Source organism: Paenirhizobium cremeum, from assembly GCF_022884085.1.
Taxonomy (GTDB): domain Bacteria; phylum Pseudomonadota; class Alphaproteobacteria; order Rhizobiales; family Rhizobiaceae; genus Allorhizobium; species Allorhizobium cremeum.
In genome coordinates, this window is the sequence record NZ_JAGGCS010000007.1 from 1 (window position 1) to 24,845 (window position 24,845).

At 65.1% G+C, this 24,845-nt stretch carries 14 protein-coding genes; 2 read left to right on the forward strand and 12 right to left on the reverse strand.

The window, feature by feature from the left end; all coding sequences use genetic code 11:
• Positions 1 to 189: 189 nt before the first annotated feature.
• Both scpB and J5N58_RS13870 read right to left on the reverse strand, forming a co-directional pair.
• A complete protein-coding gene (gene scpB / locus J5N58_RS13865) occupies positions 190 to 900 on the reverse strand; it encodes an SMC-Scp complex subunit ScpB (protein ID WP_244711248.1) in 711 nt (236 codons plus the stop codon).
• 29 nt (positions 901 to 929) lie between these two features.
• Positions 930 to 1,883, reverse strand: a complete 954-nt coding sequence (locus J5N58_RS13870) for a DUF1403 family protein (protein ID WP_113444429.1) — start codon at positions 1,881 to 1,883, stop codon at positions 930 to 932.
• Between J5N58_RS13870 and J5N58_RS13875 the strand changes: the two genes are divergently transcribed.
• A complete protein-coding gene (locus J5N58_RS13875) occupies positions 1,870 to 2,199 on the forward strand; it encodes a hypothetical protein (RefSeq protein WP_244711250.1) in 330 nt (109 codons plus the stop codon). The genes J5N58_RS13870 and J5N58_RS13875 overlap by 14 nt on opposite strands.
• On the opposite strand, the gene J5N58_RS13880 is transcribed toward J5N58_RS13875, so the two are convergent.
• From J5N58_RS13880 to repA, 6 genes are all read right to left on the reverse strand, one after another.
• A complete protein-coding gene (locus J5N58_RS13880; RefSeq protein ID WP_112829634.1) occupies positions 2,146 to 2,679 on the reverse strand; it encodes an invasion associated locus B family protein in 534 nt (177 codons plus the stop codon). The two genes, J5N58_RS13875 and J5N58_RS13880, sit on opposite strands and share 54 nt — an antisense overlap.
• A 42-nt stretch (positions 2,680 to 2,721) precedes the next feature.
• Complete coding sequence (locus tag J5N58_RS13885; protein ID WP_244711252.1) at positions 2,722 to 4,506, reverse strand: ShlB/FhaC/HecB family hemolysin secretion/activation protein; 1,785 nt, start codon at positions 4,504 to 4,506, stop codon at positions 2,722 to 2,724.
• On the reverse strand, positions 4,506 to 11,288 hold the full coding sequence (locus tag J5N58_RS13890) for a GLUG motif-containing protein (RefSeq protein ID WP_244711255.1): 6,783 nt from the start codon (positions 11,286 to 11,288) through the stop codon (positions 4,506 to 4,508). The genes J5N58_RS13885 and J5N58_RS13890 overlap by 1 nt, the downstream gene beginning before the upstream one ends.
• Positions 11,289 to 11,529: 241 nt before the next feature.
• A complete protein-coding gene (gene repC, locus J5N58_RS13895; RefSeq protein ID WP_244711257.1) occupies positions 11,530 to 12,744 on the reverse strand; it encodes a plasmid replication protein RepC in 1,215 nt (404 codons plus the stop codon).
• Positions 12,745 to 13,005: 261 nt separating this feature from the next.
• Positions 13,006 to 14,130 carry a plasmid partitioning protein RepB gene (gene repB, locus J5N58_RS13900; protein WP_113339778.1) on the reverse strand — a complete coding sequence of 375 codons (1,125 nt, stop codon included), beginning with the start codon at positions 14,128 to 14,130 and terminating at the stop codon, positions 13,006 to 13,008.
• Between the two features lie 2 nt (positions 14,131 to 14,132).
• Positions 14,133 to 15,383, reverse strand: coding sequence for a plasmid partitioning protein RepA (gene repA, locus J5N58_RS13905; protein ID WP_113339777.1), 1,251 nt, complete (start codon positions 15,381 to 15,383; stop codon positions 14,133 to 14,135).
• Positions 15,384 to 15,837: 454 nt separating this feature from the next.
• Between repA and J5N58_RS13910 the strand changes: the two genes are divergently transcribed.
• Positions 15,838 to 16,125 (forward strand): WGR domain-containing protein, encoded by a 288-nt coding sequence (locus J5N58_RS13910; RefSeq protein ID WP_244711259.1) that lies wholly within the window; start codon positions 15,838 to 15,840, stop codon positions 16,123 to 16,125.
• 826 nt (positions 16,126 to 16,951) lie between these two features.
• Here the strand turns inward: J5N58_RS13910 and J5N58_RS13915 are convergent.
• Genes J5N58_RS13915 through bcsA form a run of 4 tightly spaced genes read right to left on the reverse strand, consistent with a single transcriptional unit; the run spans position 16,952 to position 24,805 of the window.
• Positions 16,952 to 19,249 carry a tetratricopeptide repeat protein gene (locus J5N58_RS13915; RefSeq protein ID WP_342345999.1) on the reverse strand — a complete coding sequence of 766 codons (2,298 nt, stop codon included), beginning with the start codon at positions 19,247 to 19,249 and terminating at the stop codon, positions 16,952 to 16,954.
• The gene (locus tag J5N58_RS13920; protein WP_244711261.1) at positions 19,240 to 20,280 is read right to left on the reverse strand and encodes a family 8 glycosyl hydrolase; all 1,041 of its coding nucleotides are present in this window, start codon (positions 20,278 to 20,280) and stop codon (positions 19,240 to 19,242) included. Before J5N58_RS13920 ends, J5N58_RS13915 begins: the two co-directional genes overlap by 10 nt.
• Positions 20,277 to 22,649, reverse strand: a complete 2,373-nt coding sequence (locus tag J5N58_RS13925; protein WP_244711263.1) for a cellulose biosynthesis cyclic di-GMP-binding regulatory protein BcsB — start codon at positions 22,647 to 22,649, stop codon at positions 20,277 to 20,279. Before J5N58_RS13925 ends, J5N58_RS13920 begins: the two co-directional genes overlap by 4 nt.
• Entirely contained in the window at positions 22,646 to 24,805 is a 2,160-nt protein-coding gene (gene bcsA / locus J5N58_RS13930; protein WP_113438718.1) for a UDP-forming cellulose synthase catalytic subunit, read from the reverse strand. Before bcsA ends, J5N58_RS13925 begins: the two co-directional genes overlap by 4 nt.
• Positions 24,806 to 24,845 lie beyond the last annotated feature (40 nt).

Sequence of the window (24,845 nt, forward strand, 5' to 3'; positions counted from 1 at the left end):
GCATCGTCTGATCAGCTCCAGATCTGCGGCCCTAAATGCTGGATACACACCCCGATTATGGCGCCGGCCATTCAAGTGCCGGCGTCACGATGGACGGCTCTACTGATTGCGTATCCTTTCAATGATTCCGCAAAAGATAAAGGATCGAGGGTCCCATCCAGAGTCTCGAGCGCGTCCCGGACGGATAATCTAGGACGTTGTCCTGAACGTGTCGTCGTCCCAGTCATGATCCTCCTCCGGCGCCCCCTCCTCTTCGCTTTGGCTTTGATCCTCATCTGTATCCACCGCGGAGTCCGCTTTCCGGCTGAGCAGCCCGGCATCCTCAAGTGCCTCGATGTCTGGCAGATCGCGGAGCGTCTCGAAGCCGAAAGCAGAGAGGAATTGCTTTGTCGTGACATAGGTGTAAGGAGCTCCGGGCGAGGGACTGCGCGGACCGGAGGCGAGAAAACCCGCAGAACGGAGATCGGCAATCGTGTCGCGGGAAATCTCCTTGCCGAAGACCTTCATCAGTTCCGCCCGGGTCACGGGCTGAAAGTAAGCGATCGCCATCAAGACGGCAGCCTCGTGCTCCGAAAGGTTCGCGGAAATCGAGCGCGTCGGTGCGAACGAGGCACGGATGATCGGCCCATAACTGGCGCGTGTCCGATGCTGCCAGCCGCCTGCGACGGAAACGATATCGTATGGTCTGCCGACGAGATCTTCGCGCAGGTCCTCCACCAAAAGGTCGATACTGCAGTCCCGCCCCACCACCCGGGCCAACGTCTCGCGATCGACTGGCTCGACCGAGGCGAAGATGACGGCTTCGACGCGCAGCATCCATTCGCGCCAGCGTAGTTCCGGGGGCAGATCCTGAAGTTCACGATCGATGAGGACCTCGCTTCGGGGTTTGGTCTTCCTCATCGCTCTTTCCAAATGCGGTCCCCCCATGGTTACACCCCGTAAATCCGGAAGCTCGTTCGACCCGACAGTTCACGCACGGCACCAAAACCCTGAAGCCGTTCGAACATGCGGCTGCTGGCCCAACGCGACAGGTTGGTTCCGGGAGCAGATGCCGCGATAGCATCGTCATCGAGCAGTTTGCGGATGACCGCCTCCGCCCCCTTGGTGCGCACCTTCGGCGCGACCAGGAGGAGGCTTTCGGCGCGGCGTCCAATATCGCCGGCACTCCGTAGCGCCGCATCGATGGCCTCAACGAGCGCCAGACATACCGCCCGCCCGAATACGTCATCGCCCGGACGAATACGCCCCCTGCCCCCGAGCGTGCGGAAGGCCGGACCGTAACGCTCGGCCATCAGCAGCGGCACGGGCCGTTCCCATTTGAGTTTCGCGGCGATCAGGATATCGGCGAGCGCCCATGCCAGCGGCTCGGCGTCCGGGCGGACGGCGACAATCTCCGTCACCAGGTCCGCAGCGGCGAAGGGCGCCGGCCGGCCCGACTGCAGCGCCGCATCGGCAAGATCGACGGCGGTGGCCAGCCGCCCGTCCCATGCCAAGCCCAACAAATCGGCGAGTTCGGCCAGGGCCTTCGAGGAAAAGCCGGGTTTTCGGGTTGCAAGCCCTTTATAGGCGAGAAACACCCGGCCGGCCGGTCCTGGATCGTCGCCAACTGCGGTGAGCAGAACGGCGTCGCGCAGCGCGTTTTCGTCTTCGTTCCGGCCCATCAATCGCACCGCTGCCGCGGCGCATTTGAGGGCCTGACGGGCGCGCCAGCAGCCGGCCCAGGCTGGGCTTGACCGCACCAGATCATCGAGTGATTTCAAGGCAACGCCGGTGGCGAAGGCGGCGTCTGCGTTGTCGGGATTTGGGCGGGGCTGCCTCGCCCAACTTGGTAGGCGGGAGAGAACCGGGGTCAGAATATCGGTCGGGTGCGTGGTCGAATCCATGGGAGAGAGGATAGCAGAGGCGAGCGATTATTCCAGGATTTTCGACACAAACCGCACAGCTCGTCTCGATTTTATAACGACGGATAATGTTGCATTATCGCTCCTTGTTCTCTTTTATGGAAAACACGCGCGCAAGCGCGGCAAAACGGCCGCTGCCGTGGCGGAGACAGCCGTCAGCGATGCGGCGATGCTGCCGCCGAAAGACGGAAAGACGTTATTCGAATGCGATGCCGCGGAGTTTCCGCAGGCCGGAACCGGACACTCAGCCCTTCTGGAGCTCTGCCAGGCGGTCGAGGGCGGCGGCGAAGCCTTTTAGCGAGACGGAAAGGGCAAGAGGCTGCGAGTTGTCGATCGGGGTGGCGGAAACCTTGATCGCCGTGCCGCTCTTCAGCGCCGCCAGGTTTTCGGAGGAGAACGTCACCGGCACGAGGCATCCGACAGGCAGGCAGGTGGAGAAGCGCAGTTGCGGAAGAGCCGGCTTGTCGTCGATCTGCAGGCCGGCGCCCGCCTCGAGCTTGAGGCCGAACGGCAGAGCGACGACACCGTTGACGCTGCTGCCCTTGGCAAGCTGCAGCTCGATCGCCATTACCCTCTGGCCGTTCTGCTGGGTCTGCAACTGGGACATCGAACAGATCTTGCCGCCCTGGACGACGTTACAGGCGACGCGCCAGTCCTGATAGGTCTCCTGCAGAGCGTTCGCGCCGCCGGGAAGCGTCGCGGCGGCGTCCTGCGCCTTCGCCGGAACGACGGCGGCAAGTGGCAGGAAAAGGGCGGCGGCCTTGGCGAGTGTCTTCATGTCGATCGTGCTCTTTGCTCTGGAACCGGAAAGGAGACCGCGTCAGTAGCGCGCGGTGATCCTGATCTTGAAATCGAAGTCGCCCGCCTCCCGCTCTCCCTGGTCCGCGAGGGCGAAGGCGGCCGTCATGTTGAGACTGAAATTGTCGGCAATGCCGTAGTCGAGGCCGGCGCCGGCGCTGGCGAGTGAAATGCCATCGTCCGAAACCTTGTTGCGGCCAAAGCCGAGATCGACGAAGGCGAAGGGCGAAAGCCAGTCGTTCCCCATCGGCGACAGCACCGGCGCGCGCAGTTCGTTGCGCAGGATGACACCCGTATCGGCCACCCCGTCGTCCAGGTCGTAGCCGCGCACGCCGTCCAGCCCGCCGAGGGAGAGCCGCTCGGTATCGGGAAGCGCCTGGCCGGCCAGCTGGAACTGGATGTCGTTGCCGAGTTCGAAACCGCCGCCGAGTTCGGTGCGCCGGCCGAGGCGACCGGCGAGATAGGCATAGCTGACATCGGTGATCGCGCCGTTCGAAAAGCTGTTCCAGGCGCTGTCGCTGTTGTCGGAAACGATCCCGCCCGGATTGGCCTTGACGTGGATATCGAGATCCGTCGCGCCGTGGGTATCGTCGAATGTCTGGCTCCAGCCGAGGCCGAACTGGAAAAGCGCGGCTTCCGCGCCGCCGATCCCGATGTCCGAGAAGAAGGCATCGCGCGAAAGATGCTTGTATTCCACACCGGCATAAACCTCGCCGCCATAGGCGCCGGGCAATATGTTGGACAGCGCGCTGCGATAGTAGAGCGGAAGCTCGACGATGGTGTCGTCGAAAGTGAAGAGATCGCTTTCCTGTCGCGTCGCGATAAAGGCCGGGCTGAATTCGATCGCCTGCCGGCCGGCAAGCGGCACGACGAAACGGCCGGAATGGCTGAGATATCTGGCCCGGCTGCCGTCGTGATCGGGAAAGACGCCCTGAAGATCCTCGAGGAGATCGGGAGATCCCGTCAGCTGATAGGAGCCGAAGGCACCGTCGATGCCGGGAATGGCAAAACCCGCGCCGAGGAAGAAGCGGTTGCGATCCGTGCCTTCCGCGCCGGTATTGGCATAGCCGGCATAGACCTGCCAGGGCTTGGCCTTCGTGACGTCCAGCACGAGATCGGAACGGCCGAGTTCGGTGCCTGGAGAAAAAAGGCCCTGCACCCGGCGGAAGGGAGAGCGGTTGAGCCAGGCCAGATCCTCGTTGACGCCGGCGGACGAAATGCGGCTCCCCTCGCCTGCCCGGACCTGCGCGACAAGCCGGCGGGCGCGCTCGCCTTCCACACCCCGAGCGGAAACCGTGCCGAAGCCGAATTCCATCACCCTCAGATTGAGAACGCCGCCGGTGATTTCATGCGGCGGTATGGTCACCGAAACGAAGGGATAGCCGGCCTTGCGATAGACGCCGGCGACGGCCGCCTGGCTGTCGGCGATCAGCGACATGGAAAGCGGCCTGCCGAGGAAGGGTTGCAGCGCCCGGTCGAGTTCGGGGCTGAGATCCCGGCCCGCCCCGATATCGCCGACGGCCACGCCGCGGCCCCTGCCGATAGCCGGCTCCTCCCGCGGTCCGATCAGCCGGATACCGGCAAGCGTCGTCCCAAGCGGCCGGTCATCCGCTGCGACACCTGCCTCCTCGGGCAGCCGAATGGCCGGGGCCGGTCCCGTCACGTCGGGGGGAAGGTTGCGCTCGACCGCGGACTGCGCAGCCGCAGGGCCGGCGACGGCAAGCGAAACGACCGCCGCAATGCAGCCGAGCCCGCCGCAGGAGACCGGCCGCAGTCGGCCGGAGGTATCGTGTCGATCGATAGGCATTACAGCGATCCGATAATGATGAAGGGACCCACCGACCGGTTGGCGGGATGGGGAACCGGAGCGCAGGCCGCGCCCAATACCGCGCCGGCCCCGCAGGGACCCGACGTATCGACGGTCTGCTCGGCGGGAATACCCCTCAGGCCCAAGCTGAACGGCGCTTCGAAGGCCGCCTGCGGCAACACCGCGTCGGGTTCCGGCTCCGGCTCGGCCGCAGCGACCACCGTCAGCACGCCGCCCACATAGGTGAGCACATAATTGGACGAGGCCGTGAGCGTGCCCTGGCTGATCGCGTAAGTCCCGGCCGGCGAGCCGGAGGTCGCGAGCGTCGCCAGTGCACCCGAAAGCGTATCGCCACCCGCAAGGCCCATGCCGCCAACCGTATAGCTCAGGGTCGGCACGGCCCCGCCCGCGGCCATGGACTGATTGTCCGCCGTCACCGTCAGGGAACGCGGGGTGACCGTCAGCGCGCCGGCAAGCAAGGAAATGTCATAGCCGAACTGGCCGGAATAGAGCCCATGAAGGGCAAGCGCCCCGCCCGAATAGCTGCCGACATCAACGCCGGCGGCCGTATAGGCGGCCGTTCCGAAGACCTGCGCCGTATCGTAGCCCGGCAGGCTATAGGTCAGCGTGCCGACATTCGTGGTGGTCGTCGTGCCGTCATAGACCTTGGTGCCGCCGCCGCCCGTTATCGTCAGGCTCGTCATGAAGCCGCGTAGCAGCGGCGCCGTATAGCCGTCATAGATGCGCCAGACGGAGCCGGTTCCGCCGGCATCGTCGATATCCCAGCCGGCGGCGGCGAAGGTGGAAAGCGAGGTGAGTTGGGCCGTGGTCAAGCCGGTCACGCCACTTGCCGAGCCTATCCCGACGCCGAGGCTCGTGCCGGAGGTCGTCGTGTTCCAGAAGCTTGCCGTGACAGTGCCGGAATTGTTGCCGATCAGTCCGCCGTAAGGTGCGGCCGAAGACGCGACCGTGCCGGTCGCGTAGGTGTTTGCCACCGTCCCGCTATTCACCCCGACCAGACCGCCGGCAACATTGCCGCCGCTGACATTGCCGGTTGCGTAAGCGTTGGCGATGCCGCCGGCATTACTGCCGACGAGGCCGCCCGCCGTCGCGGTGGTGCCGCTGCCTGCGGTCACCGTGCCGGTGGCGAACGAGGTGGCGACGGAGCCGGTGGTGCCCGCCGCACCGTCCACCGTGTTGATGCCTACGAGGCCGCCCACATGGCTATCGGTGCCGCCGGTCACCGCGCCCGTGGCATAGCTTGCCGAAATGCCGGTGGCATTCGCGCCGGCAAGGCCGCCTGCGGCGCTGTTCGCGCCGACGTCGACGGTGCCGCTGGCCCAGCTACCGGTGATGGTGCCGGTGCTGATGACGACCCCGCCGGATGTGGCGGCGGCGTTGTACGCCACAAGGCCGCCCGCATAGGCATAGTCGCCGGCCGTGACCGTCACGGCCGCATGGCTGTTGGTTATGGCGCCGGCGTTCATGCCGATCAGGCCGCCGACATAATGACTGTTGCCGGCCGAGGCCGTGCCCGATACCGAGACATTGCTCACCGTGCCGAAGTTGTAGCTCCCCAGCAGGCCGGCTACGGAGCCCGTGACGGAGCCCGACAGGGTAAGATCGGAGACGGTGCCGTCGATTCTGCCGAACAGCCCGCCAAGGCCAGCCGACTGATTGACGAAGAGGCCGCTTATCGTGTGGCCGGCGCCATCGAGGCTGCCGGTAAAACCGGTCGCGAAGTCACCGATCGACGCAAAACCCGCGCCCGAATTCCAGCCGGAGGTCCCGCTTGCGTCGATATCCGCCGCCAGCACGAAGTCGTCCGAAAGCAGGCTTGCGGAGGCCATGCCCTGCAGGCCGTAGACGTCGACGATCTGGTAGGGTGTCGCCGCCGAGCCATCGCCGCCCGTGGCGCGCAGGAAGGTGGTGCCGCCGCCGAGGCGGAAGTCGGTGGCGTTGAACGAGGCAAGCGTACCGGCGATCTGGCTCCATGTGCCTGACGTCAGCGAGAAGAGGCCCACATCGATGGCGCTCGACGCGGTGGCCGTGCCGGCTGCGGAGATGACGAGCGTGCCGTTGGCGGCGGTAACGGCGCCGCCCAGCGTGATGTCGCCGCTTGTGACCGTGGTCAGCGTCAGGCTGGACGTATCCGACCAGGAAATGGCGTCCGCGATGTCGAGGTCACCCCAGGCCGTCAGCCCGACCGTGCCGCTGACGCCGAAGGTGCCGCCGCTGTCGAGCGACAGCAGGCCTGCCGAACCGAGATTGGTGTCGAGCGTGTAGTTGCCGGAGGCGTTGAGGTAGACGCCATAGCCGCCCGACGTGGTGAGCGACGCGAAGGAGGACGGGGAGAGAAAACCGAGGTCGGTGTCGGCATAGCTGCCGAACGTGACGAAATAATTGGTTTGCGTTGCCGAAAGCGACGTCTCGCCGGTAATCAGATGCGCCGCCGTGCCGTAGATCGAAACGTTCTGCGCGCCGTTGGTGCCGCCGATATCGGAGAAGGCGATCCCCTTTGTCGCTCCGTTGTCGAGATAGGTCAGCACCCCGGTCGAAGCGAGCGAGGAACCGGGGGCGAGCACGATGTAATAATAGCCGTTGGCGCCGGTGACGGCGCTGCCCATGCCGCTGCCGCCGGAAATGGCGGTCACATTCGCGCCCGCCAGCGCCGTCGTGCCGGCATCGCTATAGGCGGTGCCCGAAATGGCGACCGGTGTCGTTGAATATTGCCATTTGAAATAGGGATAGAGGTTCGTTCCGGTTCCCCAGACGGACGAGGAGAAGCCGGCAGGCAGGCTGCCCTGGAGCTGGGCGGTGGTGCGGGCGGTAGCGCTGCCGGAACCGCCATAGATGCCGATCGACTGTCCGCTGGTCTGGGTGTCCCAGTAGGCGTTGGTGATTGCCGAGGCGCTATTGTTGTTATAGCCGGCGAAGCCGCCGACCTGGGCGCTGCCGGTCACGTAGCCGGTCGAATAGGCATTGGTGATGGTGCCGTGGACGAAATTCACGCCGACGAAACCGCCGATGTTTGCCGCCGATCCCAGGCCGATCACACGGCCGGTTGCGTAGGAATCGGTGATCGTCCCCTCGTTATGCCCGACGAAGCCGCCGATCGGTCCCGCGCTGCCGGTAACCGTGCCGGTGGCATAAGACTGGGAAATCGTTCCACCATCGCCGGTATAGCCGTTGCCGCCGACAAGACCGCCGATATAGCCGTCGCTGCCCCCGGTGCCGGTGACATTGCCCGTGGCGTAGGATTGCGTGATCGTGCCGCCGTTGAAGAGGTAGCCGACAAGGCCGCCGACCTGATAGCCGGCGCCGGTGACGCTGCCGCTTGCCGAGGAACCGCTCACGACACCGCCGTCGACCGCCCCGATGAGGCCGCCGGTATTGGCCTCCCCGGTGCTCACACCCGAGATGGTCGCACTCGCCGATGCACTCGATACCGAGCCGCCGACCATGTAGCCGATGAGCGCGCCGACGTCGTCATTGCCGGTGATGCTGCCGCCGGAAAGTGTCACGTTGCTGATGGTTGCGCCGTTCGTATAGCCGAACAGGCCGACATAATTGGTGCCGGCGCGGTTGATCGTCAGGCCTGTGATCGTATGTCCCTGGCCGTCGAAGCTGCCGGTGAAGTTCGAGGCGTCGCTGCCGATGGAAACGAAGCCCGACGAACCCCACAGGCCGCTGTAATACCCGCCGACGGCGGTGAACGCGCCGGTCAGATCGATATCGGCTCCCAGCGTGTAGCTGGCGGTGAGATCGAGCGACATCAGCTGCAGCGCCGCCGCGGTCGTAATGACTGTCGAATATTCGTTGCGCAACATCGGGCGCGTCTCGCCGGCGATCATCACCCAGGTATTGGTGAAATCGAAGCCGGCATAGGTCGCCTGCGTATAGGCCGAGGCGTTGGAGATGCCTGTGCCGGCGAAGCTGGTGGCCTGCCCGGTGGAATTTATGTCCCAATAGGCGTTGGTCAATGTGAGCGTGCCCGCCACCATTTCCCCGCCGATCAAACCACCAGTATTGGACGGGCCCGTCACCCTGCCGCTGGCATAGACATTGGTGAGAGTGCCGCCCTGGTAGACACTGCCCGCAAATCCGCCGGCGTAGTCGCCGGTTGCGGTGACCGAACCCGTCGCATAGGAATCGGAAACCGAGCCGGCGCGTAGACGGCCGATCAGGCCGCCGACCTCATCTCCGCCGCTGACTGTCGCAGTCGAGGAGGAGCCGGAGATCGTCCCCTGGTCGAACCAGCCGACCAGTCCGCCGATCTGGCCAGCCGTGCCCGTCACGCTGCCGGTCGCGTGCACGTTGACGACCGATCCCAAGGAGACATTGCCGGCGACCGTGCCAACTCTTCCGGCGCCGATGACCGACATGTTCGACAGGGTCAGATCCCTGACGGTTCCCCACAAGACGCCGATCAGTCCGACGGTCGATTGCCCGGGACGGTTGATCGTCAAGCCGTCCACCGTGTGCCCAAGGCCGGTCAGCGTCGTGGTAAAGGATGAAATCGGGTTGAAACCCGCACCGCTGTTCCAGCTTGCCGTGGCCGAGGCGTCGATATCGTTGCCCAGCGCGTAATTCGTGCCGTCGACCATGGCCTGCAGGCCGGCCACATCATGGATCAGCGTATAGGCCGTGCCGTTGACGGAGAGCGATGCGCCGCTGCCGGGCAAAGACACGCGGGCGCCGTTGAGCAGCGAATAAGCCGTGCCATAGCCGAGGCTCAGCACCGCATTCGTGCCGCTCAGGGTCAGATCCTTGGCGATCTTCAGCGTACCGGCGGCAGACAGGCTGACGTTTGCATTCACATGGCTGTCGGCGAGCGCCGCATTGATCGTCAGGTCGCCCAACGTCGTGGTCAGACTGAGGGCGCCATTGGAGGTTATCGGCCCGGAAACGGTCAGTGCCTGGCTGTTGGTGAAGGCAAAAGACCCCGCAGCGCTTGATGCACCGAGCGTGGAGACGGCATTCCCGGTATTGGTGAGAGCCACCGAGCCGCCGTTGGCGGCGGTCGCTGTGACAGTGCCGGCCGTGATGGCCGCCGTCTGGCTGATGCCGCCGGCGCCGGCGCTGAGGACGAGTGCGCTGCCGGCATTCGATCCCGTGATGGCGGCATTGATGAAGACTCCGCCCGTGCTCGCATCGGCTAGCAGCGACAATGTCGTGGCGGCTGACCATGATACCGCAGCGTCCACAGTGATGTTGCCGGCTTCCGAGCCTGCGCCGTTTGTGGTGATCGCGACGTTGCTGCTCGAAAGGTAGGAGCTCAGGGTCGTGTTGTTGATGTTCGCGCCGCTGGTGGTGGGCTGCACGTTCCACGGGTTGGACGACACGTTCACCGAGGCATTGTTGGATGCGGACGACGAAATGGTGATGTTGTAGGGATCGATGAGCCAGGTGCCAGTTGCCCCCTGTTCGGAGAGCGTGGAAATAGAGACATTGTCCCCAAGCAGCAGGTTGTGCCCCGAGGTTTCCACGAGACCGCCAGCGGCGGTGCCGGCGCCGGTCGCCGAGATCGTGCCGTCGAAGACCGTGGTGTCGTCCGACCACACCACGGCTCGCCCGCCCGCGCCGGCGGTGCCGTCCACAAGGATCGCGGCACCGGCGGCAACCGCCACCTTGTCGGCCGTCGCCACGTCTTCGTCGAGGAATTTCGTCGCGGCATTGTAACCGCCCTGGTAATCGCCGCCGATCAGCACGGTGCCGCCGGTTGCGCCGGAGGCATCCACCGTCGCTACCGAGCCAAGCGCGATCCTGTCGCCGGTCACGACGACGGTGCCGCCCGAACCGGCGGTGCCGGTTGCCTCGACCGTGCCGTTGATGATGACATCGCCGCCGGAAATACGGATATCGCCGCCGCTGTCCGGCCGCGCCTGCGGAACCGGCACCCGCGTCGGCAGGCTGGCGGACGCCGTTTGCTGGCGGGTCGCGCTGAGCTTGCCGGTGACCTCGACCTTGCCCCCCTCCCCCGCCGTCAGGAAGATGCGGCCGTCCTTGCTGGTGACGCCGGTCGCCTTGACGACGCCGCCGGTATTGCCGGCGAGCGCATAGACATTGCCGCCATTGGCGCGCAATTCCGCATTGGCGGCCGCAATCGTGCCTGAGTTCGTCGCCTCGGTGTCCGAACCGCCAACCACCACGGCAAAGAGGCCGTTTTCGTCAGCCTCGTCCTTCGCCAGGATCTCGTAGCCAGCGAGAAGCCCGACCGTGCCGTTCTCGGCGGTGATCGTGCCGGAATTTTCAACGGCCCGAGCGATCAGCGCCACGTCGCCGGAAGCCGAACTGATGGTGCCGAGATTGACGACGCTTGCCTTCGACTGGCCGGCAAAGGTCATGGCACCGCCGGCGAGGAAATCCGCGTCGGAGACATCATGGGTGGAGCCGTAAAAGCTGCCGCCCGTCAAAATCGTCCCCTGCCGCCCGACCACGATGCCGGCGGGATTGATAAGGTAGAGCGAGCCCGTCGCGGTCAGGGAACCGTCGATCTGCGAGGCGATATTGCCGTTGACCCGGTTCAGCGTCGCGCCCGCGCCGTTGTCGAAATGGACGGAAGCTCCCGATCCAATCGAGAACCCGCCCCATTCGATGATGCCGGTCAGACTCGTCTGGTTAATCAGGAGGCCCGAGGGAAGGCTCTCGATCGAACCGGAACCCTGGGTGAAGTCACCGCCCGAGGGCAGGACCTGCTGCGACAGCGCATAGCCCGGCATGGCCACTGTCGCAAGAAGAGCCGCAAGATGGCGTCGGAAAGACCGTGTCCTTGTCCCCATCCCGAAGCAACCTCCGCCTGAAAGCTTTGAATGAAAAAGAAAAATATAGTTCCGCCATAACACGACGAAGCAGCAATAATTACCGTTGCAACGACGGTTAGGAACGGACTTGCTTCCTGTCAAGAACTACATTTGGGCCCAACAGCCGCAGGTGATCTTTTCCTTATACTTGTGCAGGACGAACACACCGATCGCTGCGGCAGCAACGAAGAGGCCGGCAAGCGGACACTCCCGCTGGCCGTCACTCCCGCGTCCTTTCCAGCGCCTGCAGCATCGGATAGACGCTGAACGCCGACTTTTCGGCCTTTGTCGTCAGATCCCGCAGATAACCGCCCGGCGAGCGGATGGTATCCGCCCGTTCCAGCATGACGGCGATCACCACCGCCGCCGCCTGCTCGCCCATGGCCGCCTTCGCCTTGCGCCAGGCATCCGGCGAAACGCCGAGCATGGAGCGCACCAGATCCGCGGTTTTCAAGAGATCCGACCAGTTGCGGATGCCGTCTCGGGCATAATCGGCGATCTGCGGGCACAATCGCCGCAACCGGTCGAGGCTGACCGCCATTTTCCGCTCGGGTGCGGCCTCCATCGTCGACCGGGCTCCCGCCGTATTATGTTCATTGCCGCTTATTTCAAATGATTGGTCGGTGTTTGAATTCTGAATATGGCGCTCAGTTTGAAGATCATTGGCGCTCATTTCTTCTTCCGAGAGGCTTGAAAGATAAGCGTTTTCCACTTCAGCCCTGAGCCGCAGGAGTTCCGTGCGGCGCGCCTCCAGCGCATCGAGCCCGGCATTGCGTCCAAGACGCCCCGAGATTGCCGCAAGGCGCTCCGCCATGGAGAGCCAGTCGCCTGCCCTTGCCTCTTCCAGCGCACAGGCGACGATCCTCGAAATATCCCGCTGGTGCAGCGTCACTTCGCTGCGCAATGTCCTTGCGGCCCGCTCTTCCTGACGGGCAGCTTCCGCCGCCGCATGGATTTCACCGGCGCGCAGCGCCAGCGGCGCGAGGTCGAAGCCGAAGGCCTCCTCCACCAGCCCGCGTTCGTCCCGCAGGCAGTAGCGCTTGCCGTTGGCGCTGTCGCGGCGAATGACAAGGCCGGCCTCCACCAGAACCGCCAGATGCCTGCGGATCGTCGCCGGCGCCATGCCGCGGGCACGAACCGAAAGTTCGCGATTGGACGGAAAGACGATGATCGGCGCACTGCCGTCGAGTTCCCGATCGTTGTTGAAGGAGACCAGGGCTTCCAACACGCAGATCGTGCGGTCGCCAAGGCCAAGCGTGCGGCGCGCTTCGGTTACCGCGCGCAGCAATTGCCATTTGTCGGCGCGGCCGCTGTCATTGCCGCCCTCGCCCGCCCTGAGCTTTTCCTGGCGCTTCGCCGTCTTCGCCTGGTTGGCAAAAATGCGCGCATTTACCCTGCCGCCGCCGAAAGGCGTCGTCACTATCCGTTCCATCATCGTCAGGTCCCTTGTCTGGAGACAAGCCGGACCCGTCGACGTCGCCATTCAGACGGACGCAGTTCCACATTTCGCAGGACGGTTCGTCCGCGACTCTTGACTTTGACCTTCGGAAGTGATTCTCTCGAATTGCTACATAGAAGAGGGCTTCCGGAATGGTGACGTTTTGGGGGCCTTTTTTCTTGTCTCTGCGCTTCCTTTCCTGGTCTTGCAATCGTCGTCGGCCGGGCTATCCGCCGGCCGAATCGCTGTTATCCGGGTTCACGTCCCGCCATTTCCCTCGGCGGAGTGCTCCTCGATGAATGCTGCGTAGTCTTCGTTCAGCCGCGCGCTCAGCCGGTCGATGAAGGCCGGGGCGACATCCGCCGCGAAATCGATCTTCACCGCCCTGCCCCGCCGTTCGATGCGTGCGAAGAGCCGGCCGTCGGGCGTCTTCAGCTCCAGCGGCGCCTCCTTTGCCTTGGGACGCAGATGCACGGGCAGCGCCCGGTCGAACAGCATCTGGAAACGGGCGTCGCTGTCTGCCGCGCGGAAGCGTTCCGAGGCGATCTCGTCGTCCGCCTTTTCGATCTCGGCGCCATTGCCGGTGAGGAAGATCTCGCCAAGCGCCATCCAGCGTTCGCGCCCCGCCTTCGGCGCGGGGCCGATGGCGCGGATGAACCGCACGGGAACCGCATCGGCCACTTGCAGCAACCGCGAAAGCTCGCTCTTCTGCACTGCCAGCGCATCGCAGATCAGCTTGCGGTCGAAGCCCCGCTCTTCCAGCGAACGGGCAAAGACCGCCCGCTCGATGAAGCTCAGATTGCGCCGCTCGGCATTTTCCTTGCCCTGGGCCAGAACCAGTTCGTCGTCGCTCAGCGTCCGGACGATCGCCCTGACGGGCTGTCCGAGCCTGCGCGCCGCCTTCAGGCGCCGGTGCCCGTAGGCCACCTGGTAGCGGTCCGGCGTCTCGCCATGGGGACGAACTAGGATCGGCACCTGCTGGCCGGTCTCGCGCATGCTTTCCACCAGCAGCAGGAAATCCGGATCGTCCCGGTCCTCGTCGCTCAGCCGGTCGCTGATGAAGGATGCCTCGATCTTGTCGGGGTCGAGGGCGAGGATCCGCTCGCCGTTTTCCAGCGCCTCGCGAAGCGCCCGCGCCTCTTCCATTTCCCGGCTGATCGAGGTCAGCGTCAGTCCCATCGTGCGAACCGCGCCGGACGAGGCCCGGCCGGGCGCTGCCGGCGCCGCCGAAGGTCCGGCAGGCTCCGCCTCGGGCGGCGGCTGAACGGATTTCGTCTCGGGCGCCCGCACGGCCGGCGCTCCACCGGCCTCAGGCGCGGCTGTGGCCGGCAGTTCACCGCCGAACAGGGCCTTCAAAGAATTCTTGCGATCCCGTCCCGCCATGCTCATCGCCTCCATGCCGCCTGAACGAGCTGCTCGATCTCGCTGTTCACCGCGTCGAGCGATTCCATCGCCCTGTCATAGGTGCCGCGCGAGAAATTCTCGCGGCCGACCTCGTAGAGCGTCTGCTTGGTGAGGCCCGCATCGGAAATGGCGGTGGATTTCAGCATCGTCGCGGTCAGCACGCGATTGCCGAAAAGCGAGCGCAGGAAGCCGACGATCTGCGCCTGCGGCGCATCGTGCGGCTCGAAGCGGGTGACGAGATAACGCAGGAAGTCGAAGTTCAGCTGGCCGCCGGCTTCGCGCACGACGCCGAGCAGGTCGGAGGTCATGAACAGGAACTGGCTCATTGAGGCGACATCGAGCATCTGCGGGTGCACGGTGACGATAACAGAGGTCGAGGCGCACAGCGCCGACAGCGTGAGATAACCGAGCTGCGGCGGGCAGTCGATCACCACGACGTCGTAATCCTCCGCCACCTCCTCGAGGGCCGCCTGGACGCGGGTGAAGAAAAGCGACGTCGCATCGCCCGGACGGCGGGCGGCGAGCACCCGCGGCGTGGCATGCTCGAATTCCTGCAGTTCGAGATTGCCGGGCACCAGGTCCAGATTGTGGAAATAGGTCTTGCGGACGATGCCCTTCAGCGAGCGCCGCTCGTCGTCATAGCGGATCGCGCCGTAGATCGTATCGTTGCCGGCAAGGTCCAGTTCCGGCTGGTAGCCGAAGAGCGCCGAGAGCGAAGCCTGCGGATCGAGATCGATGGCAAGCACGCGGTATCCCGCCATGGCGAGATGCTGGGCAAGATGCACCGACGAGGTGGTCTTGCCGGAACCGCCCTTGAAGTTGGTGACCGAAATCACCTGCAGGTGTTCGCCGCGGGCGGGATCGCGCCATTTGACATAGGAACGGGCCTTGGCCGTGTTGCCCTTGGAAAGGGCCTGCTCGGCGAGATAGTGGCGCAGCGCGTCGATATCGGCGAGCGAATAGGAGCGGCGGCCGCCGGCGCCCACCTCGGGCTGAGGTCCCTCTCCCGCCAGCGACAATTGCCGCAGGTAGCCGTCCGAAACGCCGACCAGACGCGCGGCTTCCCCGGAGGAAAAGCTGCGCAGCGTCTTCTGCGACGTCGGCGCGAACAGCCGGTCGCGCATCGCCTGGAGCTGAAGCGAAAGCGCATGCGCGTCCTCGGCGATCGTTTCATCGGCCGGACGCAGGCTGGACGCCTTTTCTTCAACTGCGGGGTCTGACGGCGTGGCCATCAACTGTCTCCATCCTTTTCTTCGTCAACGGAGCCGCCCCTGGGACACGACTGCCGCTCACGTGTATTCTTGTTCCATTCTGCGCGATTCTCTGTTTCGCGCATATACGCAGGAGCTGAAACCTACAGGTCTCTTGCAGATTTACGGAAATTCTCTTCATCTGCGTCCTTTCCCGTAAAAGGGTTGGATGACGCTCCGAGTCGCGTCAAGCCCTTTTTGGTTAACGAAAACTTGCCGCCGGGAGGCTCTCCCGACGCCCTGGATGATAATCCCGTTCCGGCCGACGGGGATGAAACGGCATTGCCGGTCCTGTTTTCACAGCACTCTTTTTTGCGGCCATCCCCGTTTTCGCACCGTTGACAGCTGTCAACAGCGGGCCGGCCTGCCCGCAGGCCGGCAACGATAGGGCATCAACAACATGAATCTATGACGCCGGATCGATTCGGAAAAATCATTGGACGCGAAAATCGCCCCGTCCGACAATGGCGGCATGACGAACACCTCGCTCTTCCATCTCGAACGGCGCGATCCGGCCCGCAACATGAAGCGCTTCTACCGGCTGGCGGTAGAGCGCGATCTGTTCGGCGAGATCCTGCTGGTGCGCGAATGGGGCAGGATCGGCAGGCAGGGGCGCCGCAGGATCGAGCCGCAACCCGACACGGAAGCCGCCCTGATGCGCGCCTCGACGCTCGCCCGGGCCAAGCGACGGCGCGGCTATGTGGAAATTCCCTCCCCGGCATAAGGCCCTCCCCGCGCCATGCCCGGCGCTGTTGCGTCTCACACCACGGCGGCCGGTTCGTTCCGGGCGCCGTGGAGAGGCCCGCCGGACAGGACCGCCGGGAGAAGGGCGCGCTGTTGACAGCTGTCAACAGTGCCCAGCGCGGATGTGAAGGCAGGGCCTGGAGCCGCAAAGGCGTCCGCCATTCTCCCTTGTCGCTGGCGACCGCGCTATTTCCCGCCGCAGGCCCCGGCGGCTTCCTCAGCGCCCCGGAGCGGAGTATCCCAAGCGAACTCCCCAGGGCCGAACAGCAGCCGTTGACAGCTGTCAACAACACCGTCGCAGGCGATGATCCGTTTCCCGCCGGCAAAGGGATCGCCGATACGTGGCCCAGTCCGCCGGTCGCCCCGGCCCATGCGGGAGGGAAGGGGAGGCCGTGCCATCTCTCCGGCGGCGTGCGGGCTTAGACGATGCCCGCCGCCGGACATGTCCCAAACCGGGTCAATCCATGAATTCCGGGTAAACGACGCCTCCCAGCAGGGGTGCTTTAACCGATTGATAACCGGTATCTTTTCTATTTCCGCCGGACCATTTACATTGGATTTTAGAAATATAAAGCTGGTCCTGCCATTCAAACAGGAGGACAGCATGAAGGCTGCGCCGGATTACGGACTGATTGGCGTGACGGGACTGGCACTGATGATCTTTGCCATTCTCGCCCTGTCGGGGATCACGCCCTAGTCGACGGCCATGACGGCGTCGACGTCAGAAAAAGAAGCCCCGCTCCGGCGGGGTTTTTCATGGCCGCGATAAACGGAAAAGGACCGGACGACACCGCGCCTCGAAGCCCTCAATGCTGCGAGGAGCCGGCCATGTCGGCAAGGCCGCGCATGGCGTCGCGGTTGCCGGTCTCGGCCAGCGCCTCGAAGATACGGCGGGCATCGCCAGGCCGGCCGAGGTTCATCAGGCTGTAGGCCCGCAGGATCATCAGGTCCGTCGGTTCGGGCTTCAGCATGCTGCGCTGGTCCAGATAGACAAGGGCCTCGCGATAGCGTCCGGAATCGAAGGCGGAAATCGCCCTGTTCGAGAGAATGGCGATCTGCAGTTCCACCGATCGCTCCGGCCTCTGCGGCGCTTTGCTCGCCGCCACCGCCGCGCTCCCGGTGAGACCGAGCCGCAGATAGGCGAGGCTCTGGCCGTAGGCGGCGTCTTCGCGGACGGTGGTCGAATTGCTCGCCAGCGCGATCTCGAAAGCCTCGGCGGCCTCCAGCGGCCGGTTCATGTCCATCAGGCACCAGCCGCGCGCCACCGCCTGGGCGGGCGCCAATCCGGCAGCGCTGCCGGTCACGGAGCATCCCGCCCGCCGGCCGGCCTTTGCCGGTTGCCGCACGGAAGCGCCGTCCGCCGGACCGGCGGGGGACGTTGCGATCTCCCCGGCCATGGCCTCTCGCCTCGGGGCCTCTCCGGCCGGAGCCGCCGTCGCGGGATCGGTCGCCTTTGCCGCGGTGCGGCCCGTGAGCATTCCAAGATGAGCGATGCGCTCGGATCGGCCGGCCCAGGCGGCCTGGATCTCCCGCACGCCGGCGCGGTCGTTCAGCTGCTGCCGGGTAATCGCAAGACCATAGGCGGACGGCTCGTCGTCCGGCTTCCATTGCAGGGCCGTCTCGAACCAGCGGGCGGCCGTCTGCCACTGATTGAAGGCACGGGCATACCAGCCGAGCTGTTGCGCCGTCGGCACGTAATGTTTCTCCAGCACCGTCGTCGCCACGCGCTGCAGCACCTCGGCGGAAACGGAGGGGGGCGGGTCCCCGGCCAGAAGGTTAGCCGTGGTGGCGAGATAGGTCGCCGTCGCCTCCTCCGATGCGTCGCGCCAGCGATACATGGCGTCCTCCGCCTCGGCGGGCGCGTCGCGGGCGATCAGCACCAATGCCAGCCCCTGCGAGGCCGACGCCGTATCCTGCTTCTGGCGGGACGCGCGGAACCATTTCTCCGCCTCGGCCATGTCGTTGCGGCGCAGATAGTACCAGCCGAGAAGAAGGCTGTCGGCGGCAAGTCCCTCGCGTTCCGCCAGGCCGCGCAGCCTGTCGAGATAATCCGCCGCGATCGTCAGCTCGGGCTTGTCGTTGGCATCGGCCACGAAGCGGCGGGCGAGATCGTCGCGCAGCGGATCGAACTCGCGCGCGCCGCCGGCGCCGGTCTTTTCGAAGGCCATCAGCGTCTGCACCTCGCCATAGGGCAACAGAGCCGCCGCCTTCTGGACGGTCGCGATCCGCTGCTGCGGATCGGTGCAGTTTTTGAGGATATAGCCATAGGCGTCGACGCCGCGCTGCGCCCGCTCAGTCAGGACGAAGGCCTCGGCCACCCGCCAGAGCACGTCGACGTCGCTGCAGTTGAGCAGGCTGGGATTGGCAGCGCCGATGGCGATGACCGTCGCATACTGTTTCAGGTCGGAGGCATTCACCAGCCGGGTGCGCGCCTCGGCGACGGCGAGCCGTTCGATCAGGTCGGCGGGAGGCTGCCAGCCCTTCTCCGCCGTTTGCCGCTCGGCAATCGCCCGGCGGACCTCCGCATAGCGGCCCTGCGAATAGAGCTGCCACATGGCTTCGAGCTGCCTGTCGCCGCCGACGGGAATGGACAGGGGATCGGAAGGGGGCGTCCAGTTCGGATAGAGCGCCCTCAAGCGGGCAATTTCCGCCTGCAGGCGCGCGGTGTCCCCCCGGCTGGCGAAATAACGCAGCGCGCTGAGGTCGGGGGCAGGCGCGGGGTCCGAGGCCGGAGCTGCGGTGGCAGGCGAAGCCGGGGCAGGAGCGGGGGCGGGGGGCGTGCTGGTCTCTGCGGGAGCGTTTGCTGCCGGCGCATCCGCCGCGGGCGCCTGGGCGGAAAGCAGCGGCTCGCCTCCTCCCTCGACGGTGAAGGGCTCGACGGGTGCGGCATCCCGGTTGCGCGGCTGCTTGGTCGCACGGATCTGTTCGGCGATAGCCTCCGGGTCGATCTGGGCGGCCATGCCCGGCAGCCGCGCCTGCCGCTCGCCGGCTACGCCGTTCGCCGAGAGCAGCGGTTGCGGAGTACTACCGTCCGTCACCACGGTGACAAGGCTACCTGCCACCGCGGCTGCCGAGAGTATCGACAATGACAGTTTCAGAGACACTCCGCGTGGTTCTCCCTGACGAATGCCAACCCCAGCAGTTGCAAGGTGGACGGATAATAATATTCCGGTTCGAAACGGAGGGCCGCCGGCGGCAGTTTCGTTCCATCCATTACACACGCCACAATATGGTTAACGATCTGATAACCATCGTCATCCAGCACGGTCTTAGGCCTGCCGCTCGGCAGATCGACGATGGCCGGCACGCCCGTACCCGCCGTCATGCCCGCCTGCAGCCGCCGCAGCAGCACGGCGTCATCGATGCCGGCGCGCAGCAGATAGAGCGGTATCCGGATGGAGTTATAGGAAAACTCCGGATCGAAGCCGGCGGCGGGTTGCGGCTGCCGCTTCAGGCTCACCCAATCGGCCGGCAGCCTGGCAGGGCCGAACTGCAGCGAGGAGAGAAGGGCGACCCCGTCCTGCGACAGACGGCTCCACTTCTCCGATGGGGCGAGCAGATTGAGCACCGGCAGGGCCTCGAACACCCAGTAGGAGGGATTGACCACCGGCCCGTCCTCCCGCTCGCCGGCTGAGAATCCGGATACGCCGGGCAGCAGCAGTGTCCGCCCGCCCGAAACGACGACGGTCTCGTCGAGAATGCCCTTGGCGATACGCGCGGCGGCGGCGATGTAGTCGGGCTGTTTCCAGCTGGCGCCGGCCATGGCCAGCGCATAGGCGATCAGTATGTCGCCATCGGTGGCGTTGTTCGGGTCCCTCACATGCGGGGTGGAGGCGGGGTCCCATTTCCACATGGCAAGCCCGTCGTCCCGCAGAAGCAATTCGGTCTCGGTGAAGTACCAGATCTGCTCGAAGTCCGTGGGGCTGGCGGCGAGATAGGCCAGCAGCAGGCCGTAGCCCTGTCCCTCGCTGTGGCTGACATTGCCGTTGGCGTTATCGACGATCCGGCCGCTCGCATCGAGGAAGCGGGCCTTGTAGAGCGCCCACTCGTCGGTGCGGACGCGCGGTTCGGCGGCATTCGCCGGCAATGCGAGGGCGAGGGCGAGGGCAGCGGAGGCAAGGACACGGCGTCTCATCGCCTGCGTCCCGTGCTGGAAAGCAACGACGCCGTTACGATGCCGAGCAGCAGCGACAGGGCGATGAAGGCAACCGCATAGGACAGGATATTGGTCGAGAGCCAGTTCGCGGCGATCAGCCGGTAATTGCCAAGCGACGGCGGAACCGTCTGGACGAAGCCGAAGCGGTTGGCGGGAAGGGAAGACACCGCGCCGGTGCGGTCGAGCAGGGTCAGGCGACCGGCGATGCGGCCCCAGTTCGCTTCGCGCGCGATCGCGGTGGCCCCGTCCCGAAGGTCGGTGGAGGTGGGGGCGGCAATCACCGTCCAGGCTGCGAGCCCCTGCGGGCTTTCGGATTGCGCGACCAGAAAGCTCTGGCGCGCGGTTGGCGCGAATTCCTGTTCCGACTGCGGCAGGAACTGCAGCGAGGCGAAGGAGAGGTCGAAATTCCGGCTCACCCATTCCTGCAGCGCGCTGATCTGGCCGCGCCAGGCGCCGCCGCTGACGCGCGAGCGCCACTGGTCGAAGGTGGTCGCGGTATCCGATGCCTGCGTTTCCACCCGGCCGTCGGTGCGCCACGCCATTGCGCTCGTTGCGGAAATGCCGAGCTGCGTCAGTACCTTAGGCGCCATTTGCGACATCGTGCCGAGAAAGATGGCATTGCGCTCGCCGACTGCGCTCGCATTCGCGGCGACGTCCACCGGGACCATCCGGCCGGAGACCAGGGCCAGACGTCCGAGCACCGTCGCGGCGGCACTCATCGCATCCGCATCGAACCGGTCGACCGACAGCACGATCGGATCGGAAGACTGACTATAGGGAAACCCGACGCCCGACAGCGCGGAAAGGTTCGGGTTGCTGCCGATGCGCGCAAACCGCGGCATCTGCCATTCCGACGTATCGAACAGGGCGAAGCGGGGTTCCTTTGAGGCGGTGGCGCCGGGCATGCATTCCTCGTCTTCGCGAGCGAGGAGCACCGTCTCGATGGCAATCGCGTTCACCCCCGGCCTGATGTGCCTGAGCGGCACCTTGATCGGAAGATGCCGGAGAATGCCCCCATGCGACGAGGTGATCGGAACGGTGGAAGCGATATTGCCGTTGATATAGACGTCTATATGGCTACCGGGCTTAACGTTGCTGGCAAAGGCGGCATCCAGCAGCAGCACCGCCTCGCCATAGGCGTTGGCGTAGAAATCGGCCGGCACGGCGATGTTGAAGCGGACCCGCAGCCTTCGCCCGGGAAAATCCACAGTCTCGATACCGAGTTGCGATAGCGCGACCTTCTCACCGCCGAAAAAGAGCGGCGCATCGGGAACGGCCCAGCGCTGCGTCGAGATAACGTCCCGGCGGACATCGGCAGGCTGCCCGGTCGCCTGAACGAGCGTGTCTATGGCGCCACGGATCGCCTCCCACGAGGGACCGGAGAGGACGAGCTGATCTGCCCCTTGCGCATCGGGAACCACCGTCGCAATGGCCGAGACGCCGGCCGCCGCCGGAAGGTTCGGAAAGACCGGCTGCAGTTCGGCGGCGGTGCCGATGACGATCCCCATCCTTCCGGGGCCTGCCTTGGGCATTTCCGAGGCAGAAAAGGCGAAACTCTGGTTGGGCATGCCGGACATCAGCGCGAGCCCCTGCACGAGACGCATGACCGGGGAAGTCACCCCCGGCTGTCCGAGCGCCGGCATCAGGATCTGGAACGTCGTGCCGCCGGCCTCGTCGAAGCCGATGGCGCGCACGGTCTCGCCGATCGAGGCCGCCTCCGCCGGCGGTCCCCCGAATTCGAGATAGGTCTGCTTCGGGTCCAGCGTCGCCCACAGATCATAGGTCGAACGGACGTCGCAATCGGTGCGGTGACGCTGCGATGCGCGGATGTCGATCTGGTTGGCGCCCGCATGCAGGATGGCGCGCGGGATGTCGAAGACCACGCTGCGGACGGCGTCCGGCGAGGAAATATTCTCGGCGGCAAGGCGATGACCGTTGATGGCAACCGTCAGTTCCGAAGCTTCCGGCGCAACCACGACCGCATTCTGATAGGCAAACCGCAGTTTTGCCGGGCCGCTCGCCTCCGCTTCCGTCAGGTAGACCGACCACGTTCTCCGGTCGTATTCGCCGGCGAGGGTAAATTCCGGTCCCGGCAGGACATATTTGCGCCGGACGGTTTCCGCGGGAACTTCGTCCGGCGGCTGCGGAAGAGGGGAGGGGGGCGACGCCGGGCCAGCCTCGTCGACGGGCGGCGGCGGAAAGACGAGTTGCGGAACGGGCGGAAGCGTGCTCTCCGGCGGACGCTCCGGCGTCATATCGAAGGGCGCCGTTTCCTGTGCGTCGGCAATCGTCGACAGCAGCGACAGGATCACGCAGGCGCTTGCGAGGCGGGAAAGCTTGACGGTCATGCCTGAGCCCTCCGCATGCCGCGCAGGAAATAGACCAGGCCGCGGCTGGTCTGGTACATCGAAAGGCCGAGGAACCAGATGGTGCCCTGGAGAAGCCCCGGATTGCGCCGTCGTCCCTGCTGGAACTCCTTCCATTGGGCGGAATTGGCGAAAATGAGGTCGGCGATCCAGCGGTGGTCGCCTGCGCTGGCCGGTGCGTACTGGCAACCGACCATCACCGCATCGCCGCTCACCGTGGCATGGCGGACGGTCACGGGAAGGAGGGCCTGCTCCTCGCCGCGATGCGGCTTGAAGCGGACCATGGCCGGGCCGCCCTCGCGCATGCCCGGAATATCCCGGCTCAGGACCTGAACGCGCACGCCGCCGGCGGAAACGTCTTCGATCGAGGCCAGGAACCATTCGTCTCCGACGCCGAACTCGCAGCGGCGTCCGACCCTGAAACGCCTGGACGACGCCCGGTCCTTGCGTTCAGACACCACGCCCAGCGCACAGCCGGCCATGATGAGGTTGAAGAGGTTCCAGCCGCCGACCACCAGCGTCACGTCGGCATTGTAGGGCTCGGTATAGATCCGGTAGGCCGCAACGATGAGAGCGACGAAGAGCGCGGCGAAGATCACGAAGAAGGGCCGACCGATTTCCGACAGGCGGCTGACCGAAACAGACTCGTCCTTGGCCGTGACCTTGAAGGTCGGCTTGCTCGGATTGAGCATGACCGAAATAACGGCCGGCAGCAGGTGGACCGTCTGGATATATTCGTAGAGTTCCGAAATCCACGGCCAGCGGAACGAGCCGTAGAGATAGTTCTGCATCATCAGGTTCACGATCATGTAGGCGAGCGTGTAGGCGAGGAATTCGCCGCCGGAGGCGGTGAAGATCTCGAGATCGAAGAGCAGATAGAACAGCGGCGCAAACAGGAAGATCGTCCGCGGAAAGGGGAAGAGCCAGAACAGCGTGGACGACATGTAGCAGAGCCGCTGGGGCAGCGTCAGGCCGCGCTTGAACAGCGGGAATCGGTAACGTAGGATCTGCATCATGCCCTGGGCCCAGCGGCTGCGCTGTCCGATGAAGCTTGCGAATGTCGCCGGCTGGAGGCCGGCGATCAGCGGCTTATCGACATAGATGCTGTTCCAGCCCTGGCTGTGCAGCGCAAGCGCCGTCTCGCAATCCTCGGTGATGCTGATGCCGCTGAAGCCGTCGGTGGTTTCCAGCGCCTTGCGGCTGAGCACGGCCGCCGAGCCGCAGAAAAAGGCGGCGTTCCACTTGTCGAGACCGCGCTGGATGATGCCGTAGAACATCTCGTTCTCGCTCGGCATCGATTCAAAGGTCTGCAGGTTTCTTTCCAGCGGGTCCGGATTGATGAAGAAATGCGGCGTCTGGACGAGAAACAGCTTTGGGTCGTCCTCGAAATAACCGACAGTTTCCATGAGGAAATCATGGGCCGGCGCGTGGTCGGCGTCGAACACGGCGACAAGTTCGCCCTGCGAATGCTTCAGGCCGTTGTTGAGATTGCCGGCCTTGGCATGCTCGTTGCGTTCGCGGGTCAGGTAATTGACGCCGAGTTCGGCGCAAAGCGCCCGAAGCTGCCGGCTGCGCGCCACGGCGGCTTCCGCCTCGCGCATGTTGGCGGAGTTCTGCTTCTGCTGCGTGCCGCCGTCATCGAGCAGCCATATCGTGAGCTTGTCGTCCGGATAATCCATCGACTTGGCCGCAGCCAGCGTATTGGCGAGCAGCACCGTGTCCTCGTTATAGGACGGCACGAAGACGTCGACCGTCGGCAGCCGCGTTCTGTCGAGCGCATGTGCCGAACGGGAGGGCAGGGGCATGGCGACGATGAAAAGGCTGAGCGCCAGCATCATGACGCTGTACATTTCCGCAAGATAGAGCAGGAGGCCGGGGATGAAGTTTTCGAGCTGGTTGACCGGCGGCAGCGTCTCGGTCGTCCGCCAGTAGACATAGCGCAGCACGATCGACGTGCCGAAGGCGAGCGCGATCAGGCGCCATTTGCCGCCGGCTTTCAGAACCTTGATGACGGCCATCAGCGTGACCACGGCCAGGCTGCAGATCAGTTGTGCCTGAAGGCTGACCGGAAGGGTAATCACCCCGATCATGCACACTGAAATGACGGCCCATAAAATCATCTTCCGGGCTACGAGCATTGACATCCCTTCGGCAAAAAGGCCGACCCATGGGCCGGTT

Coding starts and splice junctions, on each gene's coding strand:
- J5N58_RS13885 (WP_244711252.1), bottom strand. CDS start 4,506: ATGCCTATCGATCGACACGATACCTCCGGCCGACTGCGGCCGGTCTCC.
- bcsA (WP_113438718.1), bottom strand. CDS start 24,805: ATGCTCGTAGCCCGGAAGATGATTTTATGGGCCGTCATTTCAGTGTGC.
- scpB (WP_244711248.1), bottom strand. CDS start 900: ATGAGGAAGACCAAACCCCGAAGCGAGGTCCTCATCGATCGTGAACTT.
- J5N58_RS13870 (WP_113444429.1), bottom strand. CDS start 1,883: ATGGATTCGACCACGCACCCGACCGATATTCTGACCCCGGTTCTCTCC.
- repC (WP_244711257.1), bottom strand. CDS start 12,744: ATGATGGAACGGATAGTGACGACGCCTTTCGGCGGCGGCAGGGTAAAT.
- J5N58_RS13880 (WP_112829634.1), bottom strand. CDS start 2,679: ATGAAGACACTCGCCAAGGCCGCCGCCCTTTTCCTGCCACTTGCCGCC.
- repA (WP_113339777.1), bottom strand. CDS start 15,383: ATGGCCACGCCGTCAGACCCCGCAGTTGAAGAAAAGGCGTCCAGCCTG.
- J5N58_RS13890 (WP_244711255.1), bottom strand. CDS start 11,288: ATGGGGACAAGGACACGGTCTTTCCGACGCCATCTTGCGGCTCTTCTT.
- repB (WP_113339778.1), bottom strand. CDS start 14,130: ATGGCGGGACGGGATCGCAAGAATTCTTTGAAGGCCCTGTTCGGCGGT.
- J5N58_RS13925 (WP_244711263.1), bottom strand. CDS start 22,649: ATGACCGTCAAGCTTTCCCGCCTCGCAAGCGCCTGCGTGATCCTGTCG.
- J5N58_RS13920 (WP_244711261.1), bottom strand. CDS start 20,280: ATGAGACGCCGTGTCCTTGCCTCCGCTGCCCTCGCCCTCGCCCTCGCA.